Source organism: Streptomyces pseudovenezuelae (assembly GCF_001513955.1).
Lineage (GTDB): Bacteria > Actinomycetota > Actinomycetes > Streptomycetales > Streptomycetaceae > Streptomyces > Streptomyces pseudovenezuelae.
On the sequence record NZ_KQ948144.1, the window covers coordinates 1,096,756 to 1,114,012 of the forward strand.

A 17,257-nucleotide genomic window follows, 5' to 3' on the forward strand; every position below is an offset into this window, starting at 1 on the left:
TCACCCGTACTGCTCCATGCTCACCCGTACTGCTCCATCAACTCCCGCACATACAACTCCAGTCGCCCGCTCAACACCTCGGACGTCAGCTCGGTCCGCCCGAGTTCGCGCCACGGCCCGGCGAGCTTCGCCGCGTCGGGGCAGTAGGCGAGCGCGTCGAGGAGCCGCCAGTACAAGTGGTCCGGTCCGTCCGCGAGCCGGCGCCCGCCGTGCGCCTCGTACCGCTGCCGGAACGCGAGACCGTGTGCGGGGCCGTGCAGCAGGGCGAGGGCGGTCGAGCAGTGGGCCACGTCCAGATCGGCGGGGCCCCAGGAGGTCTCCACCCAGTCGACCACCCCGCTGATCCGCAGCTCGGCGCCCACCCCGGTGAACAGCACGTTCCCGGGATGGAAGTCCCGGTGCAGGAAGCACCCTTCGTACGGCGGCGGGTCCTGGCGGATCACGTCCACGGCCCGCTCCCACAGCGGGCCCCGCACGCCCCGCACCTTCTCCGGCCAGGCCCACGCCTGGTAGGTACGCGGCCGCTCCTCGGGGACGACCTGATGGATCCGCACGAGTTGGGCCGCCAGCAGGTCCAGCCGCCGGTCGAGATCCTCCTCGTCGACCCGCACACCTCCCGGCAGCCGGGACATCAACAGCGAGGGATGGTCGCAGTGTTCGCCTGAGGCGTCGACGGCGACGGGCGCGGGGGCCGGAACGCCCTCGACGTCGGCGAGCAGCGCCAGGACCGAGGCCTCGCGGCCCAGCAGTCCGGGGGCGTGCCGGCGGAAGAAGGGCTTCACGAACGACCGCAGGACCAGCTCGGTGCCGTCGTCGAGTTCGAGCCGGCGCATCTGGGAGCTCCAGCCTCCTGACAAGCACCCCGAGTCGACGACCGAACGGCCCTCGGGGAGCTGCTTGGCCACCCAGCCCCGCGTCGCCGTCCATCCCCCGTCGCCGAGCCCCGTCAGCAACTCGGACACCAACGCCCGCCGCGCGTCCGCGTGATCACCCAGCCACCGCCCCAACTGATGGTCGGCATCCGGCAGTTCGAGGCGCGTGAACTGGGACCGGAAGGCCAGCGCCTCCTGCACGGCCTCCGTCACCTCCGGCGGGATCACCGCGTCCGTGCCCGGTACCGCGAGCACCGCCCGCCCCTCGTGGGCCCGCAGCGCATCGAGCGCGGGGGCCCGCCGCCAGCTGTCCGGCCGGCGGATGATCTCGCTGAACTCCCCGTCGCCGTGCCCGAACGGCACGTCCCAGGCCTCACCGGCGTACACGGCCGGCGCGCACAGCCCCAGAGCCACCACCCGCTCGCCGTAGTGCCGGGCGAGGTCCGCCACCGTCTGCCCGCTCATGCTGAACCCCACCAGCACCAGCGGCCCGTCCGCCGGGGTGTGCGCGTCGATCACGGCGACCGCCTGCTCGAACCGTCGCCGCAGACTCAACTCGGCGAGTACGCCCGAGCTTTGGCCGTGCCCGGAGAAGTCGAAGGCGAGCGCACGGCAGCCGTGCGCCACGAACTCGTCGAGCAGCGGCAGCAGTCGCTGCTTGCTCCCGCGGCCCGCTCCGTGCAGCAGCACGGCGGTCGGATTCCCGGCCACGAAAGAGCCGCCGCCATACACGCCGGCGAGGCGCTCACCGGCGTATTCCTGTGTCACGTGCTCGTGCATCTTTCAACTCCGGGTACGGCGAAAAGCTGCGCGCAGGGCAGGCATCAGCACGCCTGTCCGGGGCTAGTCTTCTACACCACACCCACGCACACGGAGGCCCGTCATGGGCACCATTGTCCTTTCCGGGACCGTCGTCCTGGTCATCCTGGGCTTCGGGAACCACACCTGGTGGCTCGTCGCCGTCGCCCTGCTCTTCGTGTACATGCAGTACGGCCGGGGCGGTGCCTCGGCGTCCTCGTCAGGCGGCTCAGGGGGCGGTTCGTCCGGCGCGTCGTCCGGCGGTGGTTCGGGGGCCGCGCCCGGCAGCTACCGGGCCTACCGCGCCCGCCGGGACAAGCAGGCCAGATGGGACCGCCGGTACCGCCGCGAGCGTCCCCTGGAGTCCCGCCGGCAGGCGCGCGAGAGAAACGGCTAGGGCTCAGAGACCGGGAGCGCCCCACAGGGGGAACCACCGGTTCAGGTCCTGTTCGACCCGCAGATCGTTCGTGAGCGCGGCCTTCACCCGCAGCTCCAGGGAGTTGTCGCGCCGCTGTCCGGCACCGGGCAGCGGCGCGAAGGGGTAGAAGGTGCCGCGCTTGTAGAGGTAGACCAGCGCGAGGGATTGGCCCTCGGTGTTCTGGAACCCGGCGAGCGAGCACAGCAGTTGCGGCCCGAAGCCGTTGACCTCCATCGAACTGTTCACCGCGTGCAGGTCGTTGACCAGTTGCGGCAGCTGGTCCGGGGTGCGCTCGGAGACCAGCCAGGAGTAGCCGAACTCGTCCCTGGCGAGCCGCACGGGCGGACCGTCCCGGTCGGCGTCCGCGTCCAGCAGGGCCTGGACCTCCCGGTGCGACTGCTCGAAGGCCGCGCCCTCGACCGTGGCGAAGCACACCGCCCCGCGCCCGGTCGGCGTGAAGGAGGCGGCCGCCTCCAGGGTGACGGCCGCCGACGGCAGCGCGAAGAGCCGGTCGAGATCGGGCGCGACGGGCTTCGTACGCCCGAGCAGGATGTCCAGCAGCCCCATCCTCAGCCCGCCTTCCCGGGCTCCACGGGCTCACCCAGCTCCGTGGAGATCCGCCCCAGTTGCTCCAGCCGCTGTTCCAGCGACGGGTGGGTGGAGAAGATCCGCTCGATGCCGGGCTCCTTGCCGGTGGCCGGGGTGAAGTAGAAGGCGTTGAAGGCCTGGGCGGTGCGCAGGTCCTTGGTGGGGATGCGGGCGAGGTCTCCGGTGACCTTGGTGAGCGCGGAGGCGAGGGCCGAGGGCCGGCCGGTGAGGAGGGCCGCAGCCCGGTCCGCCGCCAGCTCCCGGTACCGGGACAGCGCCCTGATCAGCAGGAAGCTGAGCGCGTACACGGCCGCCGAGACACCCATCACGGCGGCGAAGATCACGGCGGTGTTCTGGTCCTTCCGCCCGCCGAACAGCTGGCTGTAGAACGCGAACCGCACGATCAGCCCGGCGATCACCCCGAGGAAGGACGCGATGGTGATCACGGCGACGTCCTTGTGCGCCACGTGCGACAACTCGTGCGCGAGCACACCCTCCAGCTCGGCGGGCTCCAGCCGGTCGAGCAGCCCGGTCGTCACGCACACCACGGCGTTCTCCGGGTTGCGGCCGGTGGCGAACGCGTTCGGCATGCCCATCGTGGACACCGCCACCACGGGCTTGGGCATGTCCGCGAGGGCGCACAACCGGTCCACCACGGCATGCAGTTCGGGATACTCCACGGGGCCCACGACCCGCCCGCGCATCGCGAACATCGCGATCTTGTCGGAGAACCAGAACTGCGCCACGAACATCATGGCGAGCAGCCCGACGACCAGCAGCCAGGACTTCAGCACCACGATCAAGGCGACGACGAACGCCACGTACAGCAGCCCGAGCAGGAACATCGTGACCGTCATCCGCACGGTCAAACGCCGGTCGCTCCGGAAACGACTCCGCATCTCCACCACCCCGCAGTCAGGCACTCGCCCCACCTTTCAGTGTGCACCCGGCCCCGCCCATGAAGCGGTCCCGATCAGCCCTAGGACCAGCAAAGGCTCAGGCCCTGATCCCGGCCTCAGTAGCTCGCCCAGCTCCGCGGACCCGCGCGGCACATCCGCCGTGGGAGATCAACGCCCCACGGACTGCCGGGCCCGGTACCGCAGCCTGTCGTCCGGGTCGTCGAGCAGCGCGACGGCCGCCCGCAGCGGTACGAGCCCCTCGTGCGCGTCGAGCAGCCGGAACGCGGAGAGGCGCACCTGCCGGGGCCGCTCGGCCGCCAGCCGCTCCATCAGCCACCGCTCGTCCAGCATCCGCGCGGACGGCACCAGCGCCAGGGTCGCCTCCCGCACCACACCGGGCGCGGGGTCGTCGAGCAGCGACCGCATGCGCGCCACGTCCGTCACGTCCAGCGCCCGCAGCCCGCCCACGGCCCGGGCCCGCACCGCAGCCACCGCGTGCGAGGTGAGCGCCCACAACAGCTCGGCATCGGTCCGGTCCCCGCACTCCGCGAGCCCGCTCACGGCCCCGGCCGGCAGCGCGGGACCAGCCGCCGCGCACCGCTCCCGGTACCAGGCGTGCGGATCGCCTCCCCCCTGCCGCAGGACATACCGGGCGCAGGCCCGCACCACCCCGGCCCGGTCCCCGAGAAAACCCTCCGCCTCCGCACTGCGCCCGGCCCGCCGCAACGCGGTGACCCCGGCAGCCCGGGGCTGCGCCCCACGGGCACCGAGCAGCGGTGCGAGTACGTCGTCGAAGGCGGCGGCGGCCTGCCCGCTCGCACCCGGCTGCGCGAGCCCCGCCAGGGCCGCGTCCGCGCACAGGGACTGGATGACCGTGTCGGTGTCCCGGGCGGCGGCGCGGGCGAGCTCGGCGGGGGAGAGGCACCCCTCCTCGACGGCCAGGCGGTACGCGTACCGCCGTGCGGTCCGGTCGGGATCGGTGTACAGCGGCGTGAGCGTCCCCCGGGGCGCGGCGCGCAGCAGCCGGGTGGCCAGGCCGATGACGACGTCGCCCCGGTCCCGGCGCCCGACGCGCAGGATCAGTGGCAGCAGCCGTACCGCGGACTCGGCGTCGAGTACCTCTGCCAGCAGCCGTCGGGCCTCCGCACGCACCGGCGGTGCCCAGTCGGAGCACCGCACGACCAGCAGCGGGAGCAGCTCGGGACGCCTGGCGGCCCGCTCCAGAGCGGCTGCCCGGATCCGGCCCTGCCGGTGGCAGAGACCGAGCGCGAGCCATTCCGCAGTGAGCGGCCGGGCGCCGGAGCCGTCGGCGAGTGCTTCCGGCAGCGCCCGTCCGGCCTCGGTCCGCTCCCAGGCCGGCAGCCACCGGGGCTCGTCCGAACGCCAGGCGATCTCCCGTACCCCGGCGTCCAGCGCGGTCCAGGCGGCCGGGTCGGCCGTGTCGACCGCCTCCCGCAGTGCTGCCCCCTCGGCGAGGCGCACCGCCGCCGCTGCCCCGTTCCCGCTGGTCCCGCCGTCCCCGCCCATGCCCGCTCCCGGCCTCGATCCGTCCGGAGATCGTAGGCGGGACCGGCGCGAAAGGCCCCGCGATTTACCGGCTCGGCCCCGTGACGCGGCGCTAGTAGGACGCCCGGAAGTTCACGTACCCCAGCAGCAGGATGACCGCGGCCACACTCCCGAGCACGATCGCCGTCGACCGCCAGGACGAACGCCGAGGCGTCCTCGGCCCAGGATCGGCGCGGAACGGCTGGGGCCGCGGCGGGTTCTCCTTCCAGCGGGCGGCGAGCATCCGCGCCCGTGCCGAGGGCTCCTTGAACTCGGCCCCGTCGGCCCACCTGAGGTCGAACTCCCGCTCCCCGTCGCCCTGTTCGGGCATCGCCCAACCCCCGTCAGCCTTCTCGAACAGTCGTGCCACAAACCATACGACGGCGCCCCCGTCCCGGGAAACCGGGACGGGGGCGCCGTAGAACCACCGTGAGACCGCCGTGGGACGGCCTACGGGTCGATCACACGTCGAAGTACAGCTCGAACTCGTGCGGGTGCGGACGCAGCTGGAGCGGGGCGATCTCGTTCGTGCGCTTGAAGTCGATCCACGTCTCGATCAGGTCCGGCGTGAAGACGTCGCCCTGGAGGAGGAACTCGTGGTCGGCCTCAAGGCGGTCGAGGACGGCCGGGAGGGAGGTCGGGACCTGCGCGACGCCCGCGTGCTCCTCGGGAGCGAGCTCGTAGAGGTCCTTGTCGATCGGCTCGGCCGGCTCGATCTTGTTCTTGATGCCGTCCAGACCCGCGAGCAGCAGGGCGGAGAAGGCGAGGTACGGGTTGCCGGAGGAGTCGGGCGCGCGGAACTCGACGCGCTTGGCCTTCGGGTTGGAGCCCGTGATCGGGATACGCATGGCCGCGGAGCGGTTGCGCTGCGAGTACACCAGGTTGATCGGGGCCTCGAAGCCCGGGACCAGGCGGTGGTAGGAGTTCACCGTCGGGTTGGTGAAGGCCAGCAGCGACGGGGCGTGCTTGAGGATGCCGCCGATGTAGTAGCGGGCGGTGTCCGACAGGCCCGCGTAACCGGCCTCGTCGTAGAAGAGCGGGGAGCCGCCGGCCCAGAGCGACTGGTGGACGTGCATGCCCGAGCCGTTGTCACCGAAGATCGGCTTCGGCATGAAGGTCGCGGTCTTGCCGTTGCGCCAGGCCACGTTCTTCACGATGTACTTGAAGAGCTGGAGGTCGTCGGCCGCGGCGAGCAGCGTGTTGAACTTGTAGTTGATCTCGGCCTGGCCGGCGGTGCCCACCTCGTGGTGCTGGCGCTCGACCTGGAGGCCGGACTTGGCCAGCTCCAGGGAGATCTCGGCACGCAGGTCGGCGAAGTGGTCGACCGGCGGGACCGGGAAGTAGCCGCCCTTGTAGCGGACCTTGTAACCGCGGTTGTCCTCCAGCGCACCGGTGTTCCAGGCGCCCGCCTCGGAGTCGATGTGGTAGAAGGACTCGTTCGACGAGGTGGCGAAGCGCACGCTGTCGAACACGTAGAACTCGGCCTCGGGGCCGAAGTACGCGGTGTCGGCGATCCCGGTGGAGGCGAGGTAGGCCTCGGCCTTCTTCGCCACGTTCCGCGGGTCACGGCTGTACTGCTCGCCGGTGATCGGGTCGTGGATGAAGAAGTTGATGTTCAGCGTCTTGTCGCGGCGGAAGGAGTCCACCCGGGCGGTCGACAGGTCCGCGCGCAGCGCCATGTCGGACTCGTGGATGGCCTGGAAGCCACGGATCGACGAGCCGTCGAACGCGAGCTCCTCGTCCGGGTCGAACGCCTCGACGGGCAGCGTGAAGTGCTGCATGACGCCCGGCAGGTCGCAGAAACGGACGTCGACGAACTTGACGTCCTCGTCCGCGATGAACTTCTTGGCCTCGTCGGCGTTCTGGAACATCCAGCTCCTCCTACTCCCGACCGTTCCTGGACCGGGGTGGTAGTTCGTTCGTGCGGCCAGTGCGGTGGCACACGCTGTCCACGACCCTAGGGACGGGTGGTTTCTCGGGCGTGACCCATTTGTTTCGCACAAGTTAACCGGACATCGTCGGTACGGCCCCAGCTGTCCGTATCCCGAAACGCCGGCGGTACCGTGGACGCGTGGACAAGAGGGAAGCAATCGGATCGTGGCTCTCCGGCCCCCGCGCGGCCGCCGAGGATGCCGGTATCGACTTCGGATACCGCGGACAGCAGCTCGGCCTGCCGGAGGAGGGGCCGGGGTCGATCGCCCGCCCCGGGCGACGGCTGGGCGCCCTCGCCGTGGACTGGGCCATGAGCGTCCTGATTGCATCCCGGTTGATCACCCAGAGCTATGGCGACCCCTCGACCTCGAACTGGTCGCTGCTGGTCTTCTTCGTGATGGGCGTCCTCACCGTCGGCACCATCGGCTTCACCCCGGGCAAGCGCCTGTTCGGCCTGCGCGTGGTCGCCCTCGACACCGGCCGCGTGCACCCGGCCCGCGCCCTGCTGCGCACGGTGCTGCTCTGCCTCGCCGTCCCGGCCCTGATCTGGGACCGCGACGGCAGGGGCCTGCACGACCGGCTCGCGAAGACCGTGGAAGTCCGCATCTGACGAGGCCCCCCGCCCGCCCCGCCTTTGTCGCGTCCTGACAGCCGTCGCGCCGAACACGCGCGGCGGCTGACTATGGGGCGACGGGCCCGGCTCCTAGCGTCGAGCACCCAAGCAACCTCCCCCCGTTGCGAAGGGACACGCCCGACCGATGAGCCGATCCGCCCTGGTCACCGCCCTCACCGCCGTCACCACCGCCGCCCTGCTGGGTGGCGCTCTCGTCTCGCGGGCCCCCACCGCGGAGGCCGCTGCCCCCCAGGTCTCCGCCTGCACCGCCGCCGACGCGGACATCTACGCACCCCCCGCCCCCGCCCCCGCCCCCGCCACCCCGGGCACCGTGCTGGCCTGCCGTTCCGTGACGCTGAGCCAGGTGCCGGGCGACCTCGCCATGTCCGCGTGGAAGGTCCGCTACAGCTCCACCGACAACCAGGGCCGGCCCGTCGCCGTCTCCGGCACCCTCGCCGTCCCCGCGGCGCCCTGGACCGGCCCAGGCCCCCGCCCCGTGGTCGCCTTCCACCCCGGCACCCTCGGCCTCGGCCCGCAGTGCGCCTTCTCCAAACAGCTCGCCGGGGCCTACCAGGACGAGTACGAGGGCGACAACATCGCGGCCCTGCTCAGAGCCGGGTACGCCGTCGCCGCCACCGACGGCCCCGGGTACCTCGACGGCCAGACGCACCGCTATGTCGCCGGCACCGACTCCGGCCACGCCCTGCTCGACATCGCCCGCGCCGCCCCCGCCGTACCGGGCAGCGGTCTGTCCCGGCAGGCCCGCGTCGGTCTGTGGGGCTACTCCGAGGGCGGCGCGGCCAGCCTGTGGGCGGCCCAGCTGGCGGCCTCCTACGCACCCGGTCTGAACGTGGTCGGGGACGCGTCCGGGGGCGTCCCCGGTGATCTGAAGGAGGTGGCGGCCGGGCTCGACGGCAGCGCCTTCGCCGGGTTCCTCGCCGACGCGGCCGTCGGCATCCAGGCCGCCTACCCCGCCCTTCCCCTCGACTCGCTCCTCAACGACCAGGGCCGGGACAGCGTGCGGACCGCCAAGTCCGTGTGCCTGGCCGGGACCGTCACCGCCCTCGCGGGCAAGAGCATCAAGGACTTCACCACGGCCGGGCTCACCCTCGACCAGCTCTACCGGCAGAGCGGCAGCGACGGCCGCACCTGGGGCCAGGTCCTGGACGCCCAGAAACTCGGCGTGAACCTCGGGACCTACCGGATCGCCTTCCCCGTCCTCCAGTACCGCGGCGCCCTCGACGAGGTCATCCCCACCGCCACCGAGGACGCCGTCCGCTCCGCCTACTGCGCGGCGGGCGTGCGCACCGGCTGGAAGATCTACGCCGGCGACCATCTGCTCACCGACAACCAGGCCGTCGGCGACGTCGTCTCCTGGCTCGGCGACCGGTTCGCGGGCCGGCCGGCCCGAAGCGACTGCTGATCCGCTGCGAAGCGTCTACGACGAGGGGGCGCCCGGTGTCACACCGGGCGCCCCCTCGTCGTAGGAGAAGACTCAGCGGGCCTTGCCGCCGCCCTTCGGCAGCTTCATGCCCTTCGGCATGGGGCCCTTGGGCAGCGGCATGTTGCTCATCAGGTCGCCCATCGCGCGCAGCCGGTCGTTGGTGGCGGTAACCTGGGGGCCGGTCAGCACGCGCGGCAGCTTGAGCATCGTGGTCCGCACCTTCTTGAGCGGGACCTGGCCCTCGCCCGTGCCGACGAGGATGTCGTGCACCGGTACGTCCGCGACGATGCGGTTCATCTTCCGCTTCTCGGCGGCCAGCAGACCCTTGACCCGGTTCGGGTTGCCCTCGGCGACCAGGACGATGCCGGCCTTGCCGACGGCCCGGTGCACCACGTCCTGGCTGCGGTTCATCGCCACCGCGGGGGTGGTCGTCCAGCCCCGGCCGATGTTGTCCAGTACGGCCGCGGCGGCACCCGGCTGGCCCTCCATCTGCCCGAACGCGGCCCGCTCGGCCCGGCGCCCGAAGATGATCGCCGTCCCGAGGAAGGCGAGCAGGAAGCCCAGGATGCCGAGGTAGACCGGGTGGCCGATCAGGAAACCGATGGCGAGAAAGACGCCGAGGATGAGGAGGAAGACACCCGCGAGTACCAGGCCGATCTTCTTGTCGGCCTTGCGGGTCATCTTGTACGTCAGGGCGATCTGCTTCAGTCGCCCGCTGTTCGCGGCATCCGCCGCACTGTCACTTCTCGCCATGCCCCGAAGTCTACGTGGCCCCGCAGACGCCGACGACGGCAGTGTCCGCCCCTCGGAAGGGGAGGGATTCAGGAGCTGACGGTGAAGGTCTGGTCCAGCACGCGCTGCACCTCGACCCGGTCCTTGGCGCGGCGGCGGTCCTCCAGGACGGAGGTCCAGGCGTTGCGGCGGGCGGTGCGCTGACCGCTGCTCATGAGCAGCGACTCGACGGCACGCAGTGCAGTGGAGAACGACGGGATGGCGGTGGCGCGAACCGGCGCGGCCTGCATGATGGAGGTCCCCCCTCGGGATGGCGGCTCAGGTGAGTGGTGCACGGGGTGTACAACCAGCGTCACTGATTGGTGTTACCAGTGCGTGACCGACCGGTCAAACGCCCATGAAGCCTTGATGCTCCGCCCGAAAACGCAGACGCGGCCCCGATGACCCCCCTATCTGCGGGGATGTCCGGGACCGCGCCAATCGGCCACTACCGAGGGGTAGTTGCTTGTGCTCGGATTCACACGTTTGGAGTGGCACTCCGTGCCATCCGAACGGGCTCAGACCGCCTGCGAGGCGACGTAGGAACCACGCTTCTCGACCGCCATCTGGTAGAGCCGGCCCGCCCGGTAGGAGGACCGGACGAGGGGCCCGGACATCACACCGGAGAAGCCGATCTGCTCGGCCTCGTCCTTCAGCTCCACGAACTCGTGCGGCTTGACCCAGCGCTCCACGGGGTGGTGGCGCACCGACGGCCGCAGGTACTGCGTGATGGTGATCAGCTCGCAGCCCGCGTCGTGCAGCTGCCGGAGCGCCTCGCTGACCTCCTCGCGGGTCTCGCCCATGCCGAGGATCAGGTTGGACTTGGTCACCAGGCCGAAGTCGCGGGCCTCGGTGATGACCTTCAGCGAGCGCTCGTAGCGGAAGCCGGGGCGGATCCGCTTGAAGATCCGGGGCACCGTCTCGACGTTGTGCGCGAAGACCTCGGGGCGGGACTCGAAGACCTGCTGGAGCAGCTCCGGCACGGCGTTGAAGTCGGGGGCGAGCAGTTCGACCTTGGTGCGGCCGGCCTCGCGGCCCGCGGTCTGCTCGTGGATCTGGCGGACCGTCTCCGCGTACAGCCAGGCGCCGCCGTCCTCCAGGTCGTCGCGGGCGACGCCGGTGATGGTGGCGTAGTTCAGGTCCATGGTGACCACGGACTCGCCCACGCGGCGCGGCTCGTCACGGTCGAGGGCCTCGGGCTTGCCGGTGTCGATCTGGCAGAAGTCGCAGCGCCGGGTGCACTGGTCGCCGCCGATGAGGAAGGTCGCCTCGCGGTCCTCCCAGCACTCGTAGATGTTGGGACAGCCGGCTTCCTGGCAGACCGTGTGCAGGCCCTCGCTCTTCACGAGCTTCTGCATGGCGGTGTACTCGGGGCCCATTTTCGCCCGGGTCTTGATCCACTCGGGCTTGCGCTCGATGGGGGTCTGAGCGTTGCGGACCTCCAGGCGCAGCATCTTGCGTCCGTCGGGTGCGACTGCGGACACGACCGGCTCCCTAGCGATTGATTCTTCGGCGTGCTCAAGGGTACGCCCGTGGATTTGAAAGCCCACTGCCTGTCTCAGGCCGCAGGTGTCGTCTCGATCACCCTCGGCTTGAGGTCCGCGTTCTCCAGTACGTCCCTCAGGTGCCGCTCGACGACCGGCAGCACCTCGTCGATGGTCACGTCCCGGCCGAGCTCGCCCGCGAGCGAGGCGACGCCCGCGTCCCGGATGCCGCAGGGGATGATCCGGTCGAACCACTTGTTGTCCGGGTTCACGTTCAGTGCGAAGCCGTGCATGGTGACGCCCTTGGCGACGCGGATGCCGATCGCCGCGATCTTGCGGTCCTCGCGGCGCTGACCGGCGTTGGAGGGGGCGTACTCCGGGCCGTTCAGGCGCGGGTCGAACTCCTCGTCCGTGAGCCGGGGGTCGAAGTCCAGGGAGAGCCCGCCCAGGGACGGACGCTGCTCGACCGGGTCGCCGAGCACCCACACGCCGCTCCGGCCCTCGACCCGGGTGGTCTCCAGGCCGAACTCGGCGCAGGTGCGGATCAGGGCGTCCTCCAGGCGCCGCACGTGCGCCACCACGTCCACCGGGCGCGGGAGCTTCTGGATCGGGTAGCCCACCAGCTGGCCCGGTCCGTGCCAGGTGATCTTGCCGCCGCGGTCGACGTCGACGACCGGGGTGCCGTCCAGGGGGCGCTCGTTGTCCGCGGTGCGCCGGCCCGCCGTATAGACAGGGGGGTGTTCGAGCAGCAGGACCGTGTCGGGGATCTCGTCCTCGAACCGCGCCGCGTGCACCCGGCGCTGCTCGTCCCAGGCTTCCCGGTACTCGACCGCGTCCGCACCGAACCCCATGCGGACGAACCGCAACCCACTCACGGCAAGCGCCTCCCTAGAAGGTCGTAAGGCACGAAAGGTGCCTACGCCACTGTACGTCCGCCTCGCGGGCGTCAGCCCTGGGGGCAATCCTCACACGATCGGATGAACGAGCGTCGAAGTGTGCGATCGTCTGCTCACTCTCCGCTACATTCGCGCCGTTCGCAGAGGCCATAAGGGCAGCTCACAGGCAATCCGGGCACCACGTGACCACGTGACGGCCCGAAAGGCAGGAGACCGCACCGCAGATGACGGAACGACCCGCGCAGCGCACTCCCAACCGACAGCTCGCCGCGCTCATCGCAGAAGCGGGGTTCTCCAACGCGGGTCTCGCCCGACGTGTGGACCAGCTCGGTCTCGAACACGGGCTGGATCTCAGATACGACAAGACCTCCGTGACCCGGTGGCTGCGCGGGCAGCAGCCCCGCGGCACCACGCCCGCCCTCATCGCCGAGGTCTTCACCCGACGGCTCGGACGCCGGCTCTCCGCGCAGGACCTCGGCCTCGACGCCTGCGCTCCCGTCTACGCCGGGCTGGAGTTCGCCGCCGGACCCGAGGAAGCCGTCGACATCGTCAGCGGGCTGTGGCGCAAGGACTCCGGCAGCCACGCCGAACTGCGCAAGATCGCCTTCACGCCCGCCGGACTGGTCGTGCCGAGCCGGGACTGGCTGATCGGCCGCCCCGACGACAGGGTGGCCCGCGGCGAGCCTCCGCTGCGGGTCCCGGCCCAGGGGCGCCCGGTGGTGCCCCGGCAGCGCGGCCAGGCCGAGCGCGGGCCCGGCCAGAAGGTCACCGGCGGCGACATCGCCGCCCTCGGCTCGGTCGGCGACCTCTTCCGCACCCTCGACGACCAGTACGGCGGCGGACATGCCCGGCAGGCCCTGGTCCGTTACCTGGAGCACGAGTGCGAGCCGATGCTGCGCGGCACGTACGGGGAGACGACCGGACGCAGGCTGTTCGCCGCGGCGGCGGACCTGACCCGGCTCGCGGGTTGGACGTCGTACGACATCGCGGCGCACGGACTCGCGCAGCGGTACTTCGTCCAGGCGCTGCGGCTCGCACAGGCAGCGGGGGACCGGGCGTACGGGGCGTACGTACTGGTCACGATGAGCCGGCAGGCCGTGTACCTGGGGCACGGCCGGGAGGCGATCCAGCTGGCGAGGGTGGCCCAGCAGGGCGTCGGCACGACCGCGCCGCCGGTCGTCCAGGCGCTGCTGCACTCGGCCGAGGCGCGCGCGCACGGCGTGCTCGGGGAGGTGCGGGCGTGCACGGCGTCCCTGGTCCGCGCGGAGCGGGCCCTGGAGGCGGCGCGTCCCGGTGACGAGGTCCCGCACTGGGCGCGGTTCTTCGACGAGGCGCAGCTGGCGGACGAGTTCGGGCACTGTCACCGGGATCTGCAGCAGTTCCGGGCGGCGGCGCAGCACGCCGAGCGCTCGCTTCAGCTGCGGGCGCCCTCGTACGCGCGCAGCCGGCTGTTCTGCCGGGTGGTGCTGGCCTCCGCGCGGCTGGGTCTGGGGGAGCTGGACCAGGCCTGCTCCCTGGCCGCGGAGGCCGCCGGGCAGGCCGCGGAGATGCGGTCGGTGCGGGCGGTGGAGTACGTGCGGGACTTCGAGCGGCGGTTGGAGCCGTACAAGGACGCGGCGCCGGTGCGGAGTTATCGGGACAAGGTGGCCGCGCTGGGGTAGCGCCGTCTCGCCGCAGCTCCACGGTCCGGTGGCGGGTGCGGCCTCGTCGTGGCTGGTCGCGCAGTTCCCCGCGCCCCTGAAGGGCGCGGGTGACCGCCGGTGTCAGGCTGCTTGTGCTGCTGGGACGGGGTTCGCTCGGTGCATCGAGCCCGCTGCGCCCAGATCCTTCAGGATGGCCGCCGTCGCCCGGTGGGCCGAGTGCAGGGCGCCCTGGACCGTGCTGGTGTCCCGGTGGTCCCCGCAGACGTACAGGCCGGCCAGGAGGCGTACCGGGCGGCGCAGGTCGTGGGGGGCGGGCATGGCCGGGACCGCCTCCCGGGTGTGGTGGACCGCGAGGGTCTCCCAGCGACGGGTCGGCGTGCCGTAGAGGCGGGCCAGGTGGGTGCGCACGGCCGTTTCCAGGTCCGGGGGAGGGGTGCCCAGGACCGTCGAGGAGATCAGGGCCCGGCCCGACGGGGCCCGGCTCGGGTCGACCTCGCTGATCACCGCCGTGTGGGCCACCGGGCCGCCCCGGTCGGCGTCGAGCAGCAGCGCGGAACCCGTGCGGGGCGGGTCGTCCGTCGTGTGGTGGACGACCGTCACCGGGTGGAAGTCCGGTACCCGCAGCCCCGGCAGCAGCTGGGCCGCGGCCCGCGCGTCCGTCGCCAGCAGCACGGCCCGGCAGCGGATCTCGCCGTGCTCGGCGGTGGCCACGGACGTGGTCGCGACGGACGTGACCCGCACCCCCGTGTGCACGCTCCCCGCCGGCAACGTCTGCGCGAGCAGCTCCGGAAGCGCCTCCGCGCCCCCCTCCGGGACACACAGCCGCCCGCCCGCGAACGCCCGCAGCGCGAGGTCGGCGCACCGGCTGGACGTCGTCAGCGCGGGGTCGCACAGCAGCGCGGCGAGCAGTGGGCGCAGGAACCCGTCGATCGTGCGCGCGGGCAGCCCCCGGGCCGCGAGTGCCTGCCCGGCGGGCAGTTCGGGACGAGTGAGGAGGCGTTCGACGGGCAGGTGGGCGAGCCGGGTGAGCGCGGCCCCGAGCCGGGCCTGATCGACGGCACCGCCGAGCGGCGCGGCCCCGCGGGCGGCCCGGGCCACGGTTGCCTGACCGGCACCGGGCAGCACCCGGAACGCGGCCCTCCGGGACGCCGCCACCAGCCCCGGCCCCGGCATCCCCCGAGGGGCGCTCGCCAGGGCGCGCACCGCTCGCAGTGCGCCCCTCGCGCTCCGGGCGCCCGCCGGAGCGTCCACCCGGTGGTGGCGCCCGTCGCCGTGCAGCAGGATCCCCGGCGCGAACGGGCGCAGGACGAGCCCGTCGAGCCCCGGTGTCAGCCGTAGTTCGGGATACGCCGTGGACAGCAGCTGTCCGATCCGGTCGAGCCGGAAGCCGTCGATCTTCTCGGTCGACATGCGGCCGCCCACGCAGGGGGCGGCCTCCAACACCGCGACGGTCACTCCTTGGCTGGTCAGTCGATGCGCCGCGGAGAGGCCGGCGACCCCGGCTCCCACGATCACGACGTCCGCCTGGTACGCGGGCTCAAGCACGTGCCCCTCCTCGAGGTTGCGCGGCCGATGGGGACGTCATGCCCCCAACAGGCTCCGGGGATACCCGAGTTCGGGTCGAGGGTAGGGCTGCGTTCGGTCAGGAACAGTCGCGCATCGGCAGGGCACGGTCGCACACCGGTCGCATGTCGTCACAGTCGGCCACGGACGGCTCTGCGCAAGCATGGCCGGTTATGCGCCACCATGACCGGCCCCGCACCACCGCGGACGTCCGTGGCCGGCCGTGGCCGGTCGGGGAAACCCTCACGCCGCCCGGATCGCCCCGTCGATGTCCGGGAACGCGAAGGTGAACCCCGACTCCAGCAACCGCGTCGGCCGCACCCGGGCACTGCCGAGCACGTCCCCGGCCATCTCGCCGAGCACGGTCCGCAGCACGGGCGCGGGCACGGTGAAGAGCGTCGGCCGGTGCAGCACGCGGCCCATGGCCTCGGTGATCTCGCTGTTCGTCAGGGGCTCCGGAGCGGTGAGGTTGAACGGTCCCGACAGCCCGTCCGTCTCCAGCAGATGACGGATCGCGGCGACCTCGTCGTGCAGCGCGATGAACGACCAGTACTGCCGCCCGTCGCCCATCCGCCCGCCGAGCCCCGCCTGGAACAGCGGGAACAGCTTGCCCCAGGCCCCGCCCCCGCGGCCCACCACCAGACCGGTGCGGGTGAACGCGGTCCGCACGCCCGCCTGGTGCGCGGGCGCGGCAGCTGCCTCCCACTCCACGCACAGTTCGGGCAGGAACCCCTGCCCGGCGGGGGAGTTCTCGTCGACGACCCGGTCGCCGGTCTCGCCGTAGTAGCCCATCGCGCTGCCGTTCACGAAGACCCGCGGCGGCTCGTCCAGGGAGGCGACGGCCTTGGCGAGGGCGGTCGTGCCGTTGACCCGGCTGTCGTGGATGCGCTTCTTGTACGTCTCCGTCCAGCGGCGCGAACCGACGCCCGCCCCGGCGAGGTTGACCACGGCGTCGCACCCGGCGAGCCCGGCCGTGTCGACCCGCCCGGCCTCGGGGTCCCATCGGACCTCGGTGTCGTCCCGGGGCTCCCGGCGCACCAGGCGCACCACCTCGTACCCGTCCGCGGTGAGGGAGCGCACCAGGGCCGAGCCGATCAGTCCGGACGCCCCGGCCACCGCGATTCTTGAAAGTTGCATGACCTCATCCTGCCTGGTGGGTGGGTAAAAGCGATGTCTGGTTCCGGTACCCCCGCTTTAGGCTGGCGGACATGTCCCAACTGTCCATACGCCTCGCCCTCCCCGACGACGAAGAGGAGCTGGCCCGCCTCGACCGCGCCGAATGGTCGCCCCTGCACGAGGTCCTGCCCGAACAGCGGCCGCCCTACCGGCCGTTCTTCGACGAGCGTCACCTCCCCGAGGACTGCCTGGTCGCCGAGGCCGACCGCCGGATCCTCGGGTACGTCCGTCTCGGTTTCCCGACCGGGCTCGACGCGAACGCCCATGTGCGCCAGATCCAGGGCTTCGTCGTCAGCGCCACGGCACGCGGCCGCGGCGTCGGCCGGGCCCTGGTCCGCGCGATCACCGAGGAGGCCCGTCGCCGGGGCGCTCGCCGCCTCACCCTGCGCGTCCTCGGCCACAACACCCCGGCCCGCAGGCTCTACGAGTCCGAGGGCTTCGCGGTCGAGGGCGTGCTGCCCGAGGAGTTCCTGCTGGCGGGGGAGTACGTCGACGACGTGCTCATGGGGCGCCGTCTCTGAGGACCTGGTCGGCCGCGGCGGTCGTACGGCGTCTGCGCACCACCAGGTGGAGCGCGATCCCCGCCACCAGCAGGGAGATCAGGAAGAACACGGG

17 protein-coding genes are annotated in these 17,257 nt (G+C 72.1%); 5 read left to right on the top strand and 12 right to left on the bottom strand.

The features are described 5' to 3' along the window. Positions 1-20: 20 nt before the first annotated feature. Positions 21-1,652, bottom strand: coding sequence for an alpha/beta fold hydrolase (locus AQI94_RS04795; protein ID WP_031048484.1), 1,632 nt, complete (start codon positions 1,650-1,652; stop codon positions 21-23). A gap of 103 nt (positions 1,653-1,755) precedes the next feature. On the opposite strand from AQI94_RS04795, the gene AQI94_RS04800 reads away from it, so the two are divergent. After that, positions 1,756-2,067 carry a hypothetical protein gene (locus AQI94_RS04800; RefSeq protein ID WP_031048486.1) on the top strand — a complete coding sequence of 104 codons (312 nt, stop codon included), beginning with the start codon at positions 1,756-1,758 and terminating at the stop codon, positions 2,065-2,067. A gap of 3 nt (positions 2,068-2,070) precedes the next feature. Here AQI94_RS04800 and pspAB read toward each other — a convergent pair whose 3' ends face one another. The 5 genes from pspAB to glnA form a co-directional block, all read right to left on the bottom strand. Then, positions 2,071-2,655: a PspA-associated protein PspAB gene (gene pspAB, locus AQI94_RS04805; protein WP_031048488.1), complete on the bottom strand. Its 585-nt coding sequence runs from the start codon at positions 2,653-2,655 to the stop codon at positions 2,071-2,073. A 2-nt stretch (positions 2,656-2,657) separates the two neighbouring features. Beyond that, a complete protein-coding gene (gene htpX, locus AQI94_RS04810; RefSeq protein ID WP_031048491.1) occupies positions 2,658-3,575 on the bottom strand; it encodes a zinc metalloprotease HtpX in 918 nt (305 codons plus the stop codon). Positions 3,576-3,743: 168 nt separating this feature from the next. Further along, the gene (locus AQI94_RS04815) at positions 3,744-5,102 is read right to left on the bottom strand and encodes a hypothetical protein (protein ID WP_031048493.1); all 1,359 of its coding nucleotides are present in this window, start codon (positions 5,100-5,102) and stop codon (positions 3,744-3,746) included. Positions 5,103-5,193: 91 nt separating this feature from the next. Next, positions 5,194-5,451, bottom strand: a complete 258-nt coding sequence (locus tag AQI94_RS04820) for an SCO2583/SCO2584 N-terminal domain-containing protein (protein WP_031048496.1) — start codon at positions 5,449-5,451, stop codon at positions 5,194-5,196. A gap of 130 nt (positions 5,452-5,581) precedes the next feature. Beyond that, on the bottom strand, positions 5,582-6,991 hold the full coding sequence (gene glnA / locus AQI94_RS04825; protein ID WP_031048499.1) for a type I glutamate--ammonia ligase: 1,410 nt from the start codon (positions 6,989-6,991) through the stop codon (positions 5,582-5,584). 200 nt (positions 6,992-7,191) lie between these two features. Here glnA and AQI94_RS04830 point away from each other — a divergent pair, with 200 nt between their 5' ends. Together AQI94_RS04830 and AQI94_RS04835 are read left to right on the top strand one after the other, a co-directional pair. Further along, the gene (locus AQI94_RS04830; RefSeq protein WP_031048501.1) at positions 7,192-7,662 is read left to right on the top strand and encodes an RDD family protein; all 471 of its coding nucleotides are present in this window, start codon (positions 7,192-7,194) and stop codon (positions 7,660-7,662) included. 148 nt (positions 7,663-7,810) lie between these two features. Further along, a complete protein-coding gene (locus AQI94_RS04835) occupies positions 7,811-9,088 on the top strand; it encodes a lipase family protein (RefSeq protein ID WP_062229595.1) in 1,278 nt (425 codons plus the stop codon). Positions 9,089-9,160: 72 nt separating this feature from the next. Here AQI94_RS04835 and AQI94_RS04840 read toward each other — a convergent pair whose 3' ends face one another. The 4 genes from AQI94_RS04840 to lipB all read right to left on the bottom strand — a co-directional run bounded on the left by AQI94_RS04840 (position 9,161) and on the right by lipB (position 12,239). Next, a complete protein-coding gene (locus AQI94_RS04840; protein ID WP_020115884.1) occupies positions 9,161-9,862 on the bottom strand; it encodes a DUF4191 domain-containing protein in 702 nt (233 codons plus the stop codon). Positions 9,863-9,930: 68 nt separating this feature from the next. Continuing rightward, entirely contained in the window at positions 9,931-10,131 is a 201-nt protein-coding gene (locus AQI94_RS04845) for an SCO2195 family GlnR-regulated protein (RefSeq protein WP_007381532.1), read from the bottom strand. Between the two features lie 267 nt (positions 10,132-10,398). Further along, a complete protein-coding gene (gene lipA / locus AQI94_RS04850) occupies positions 10,399-11,364 on the bottom strand; it encodes a lipoyl synthase (RefSeq protein WP_031061546.1) in 966 nt (321 codons plus the stop codon). Between the two features lie 74 nt (positions 11,365-11,438). Beyond that, a complete protein-coding gene (gene lipB / locus AQI94_RS04855; RefSeq protein WP_037945427.1) occupies positions 11,439-12,239 on the bottom strand; it encodes a lipoyl(octanoyl) transferase LipB in 801 nt (266 codons plus the stop codon). A 245-nt stretch (positions 12,240-12,484) separates the two neighbouring features. Between lipB and AQI94_RS04860 the strand changes: the two genes are divergently transcribed. After that, complete coding sequence (locus tag AQI94_RS04860) at positions 12,485-13,921, top strand: hypothetical protein (RefSeq protein WP_031061549.1); 1,437 nt, start codon at positions 12,485-12,487, stop codon at positions 13,919-13,921. Between the two features lie 102 nt (positions 13,922-14,023). On the opposite strand, the gene AQI94_RS04865 is transcribed toward AQI94_RS04860, so the two are convergent. Both AQI94_RS04865 and AQI94_RS04870 read right to left on the bottom strand, forming a co-directional pair. Beyond that, on the bottom strand, positions 14,024-15,448 hold the full coding sequence (locus AQI94_RS04865) for an NAD(P)/FAD-dependent oxidoreductase (RefSeq protein WP_062229596.1): 1,425 nt from the start codon (positions 15,446-15,448) through the stop codon (positions 14,024-14,026). A 261-nt stretch (positions 15,449-15,709) separates the two neighbouring features. Then, positions 15,710-16,603, bottom strand: coding sequence for a TIGR01777 family oxidoreductase (locus tag AQI94_RS04870; RefSeq protein WP_031052987.1), 894 nt, complete (start codon positions 16,601-16,603; stop codon positions 15,710-15,712). 71 nt (positions 16,604-16,674) lie between these two features. Here AQI94_RS04870 and AQI94_RS04875 point away from each other — a divergent pair, with 71 nt between their 5' ends. Then, a complete protein-coding gene (locus AQI94_RS04875; RefSeq protein ID WP_031052980.1) occupies positions 16,675-17,163 on the top strand; it encodes a GNAT family N-acetyltransferase in 489 nt (162 codons plus the stop codon). Positions 17,164-17,257: the final 94 nt, after the last annotated feature.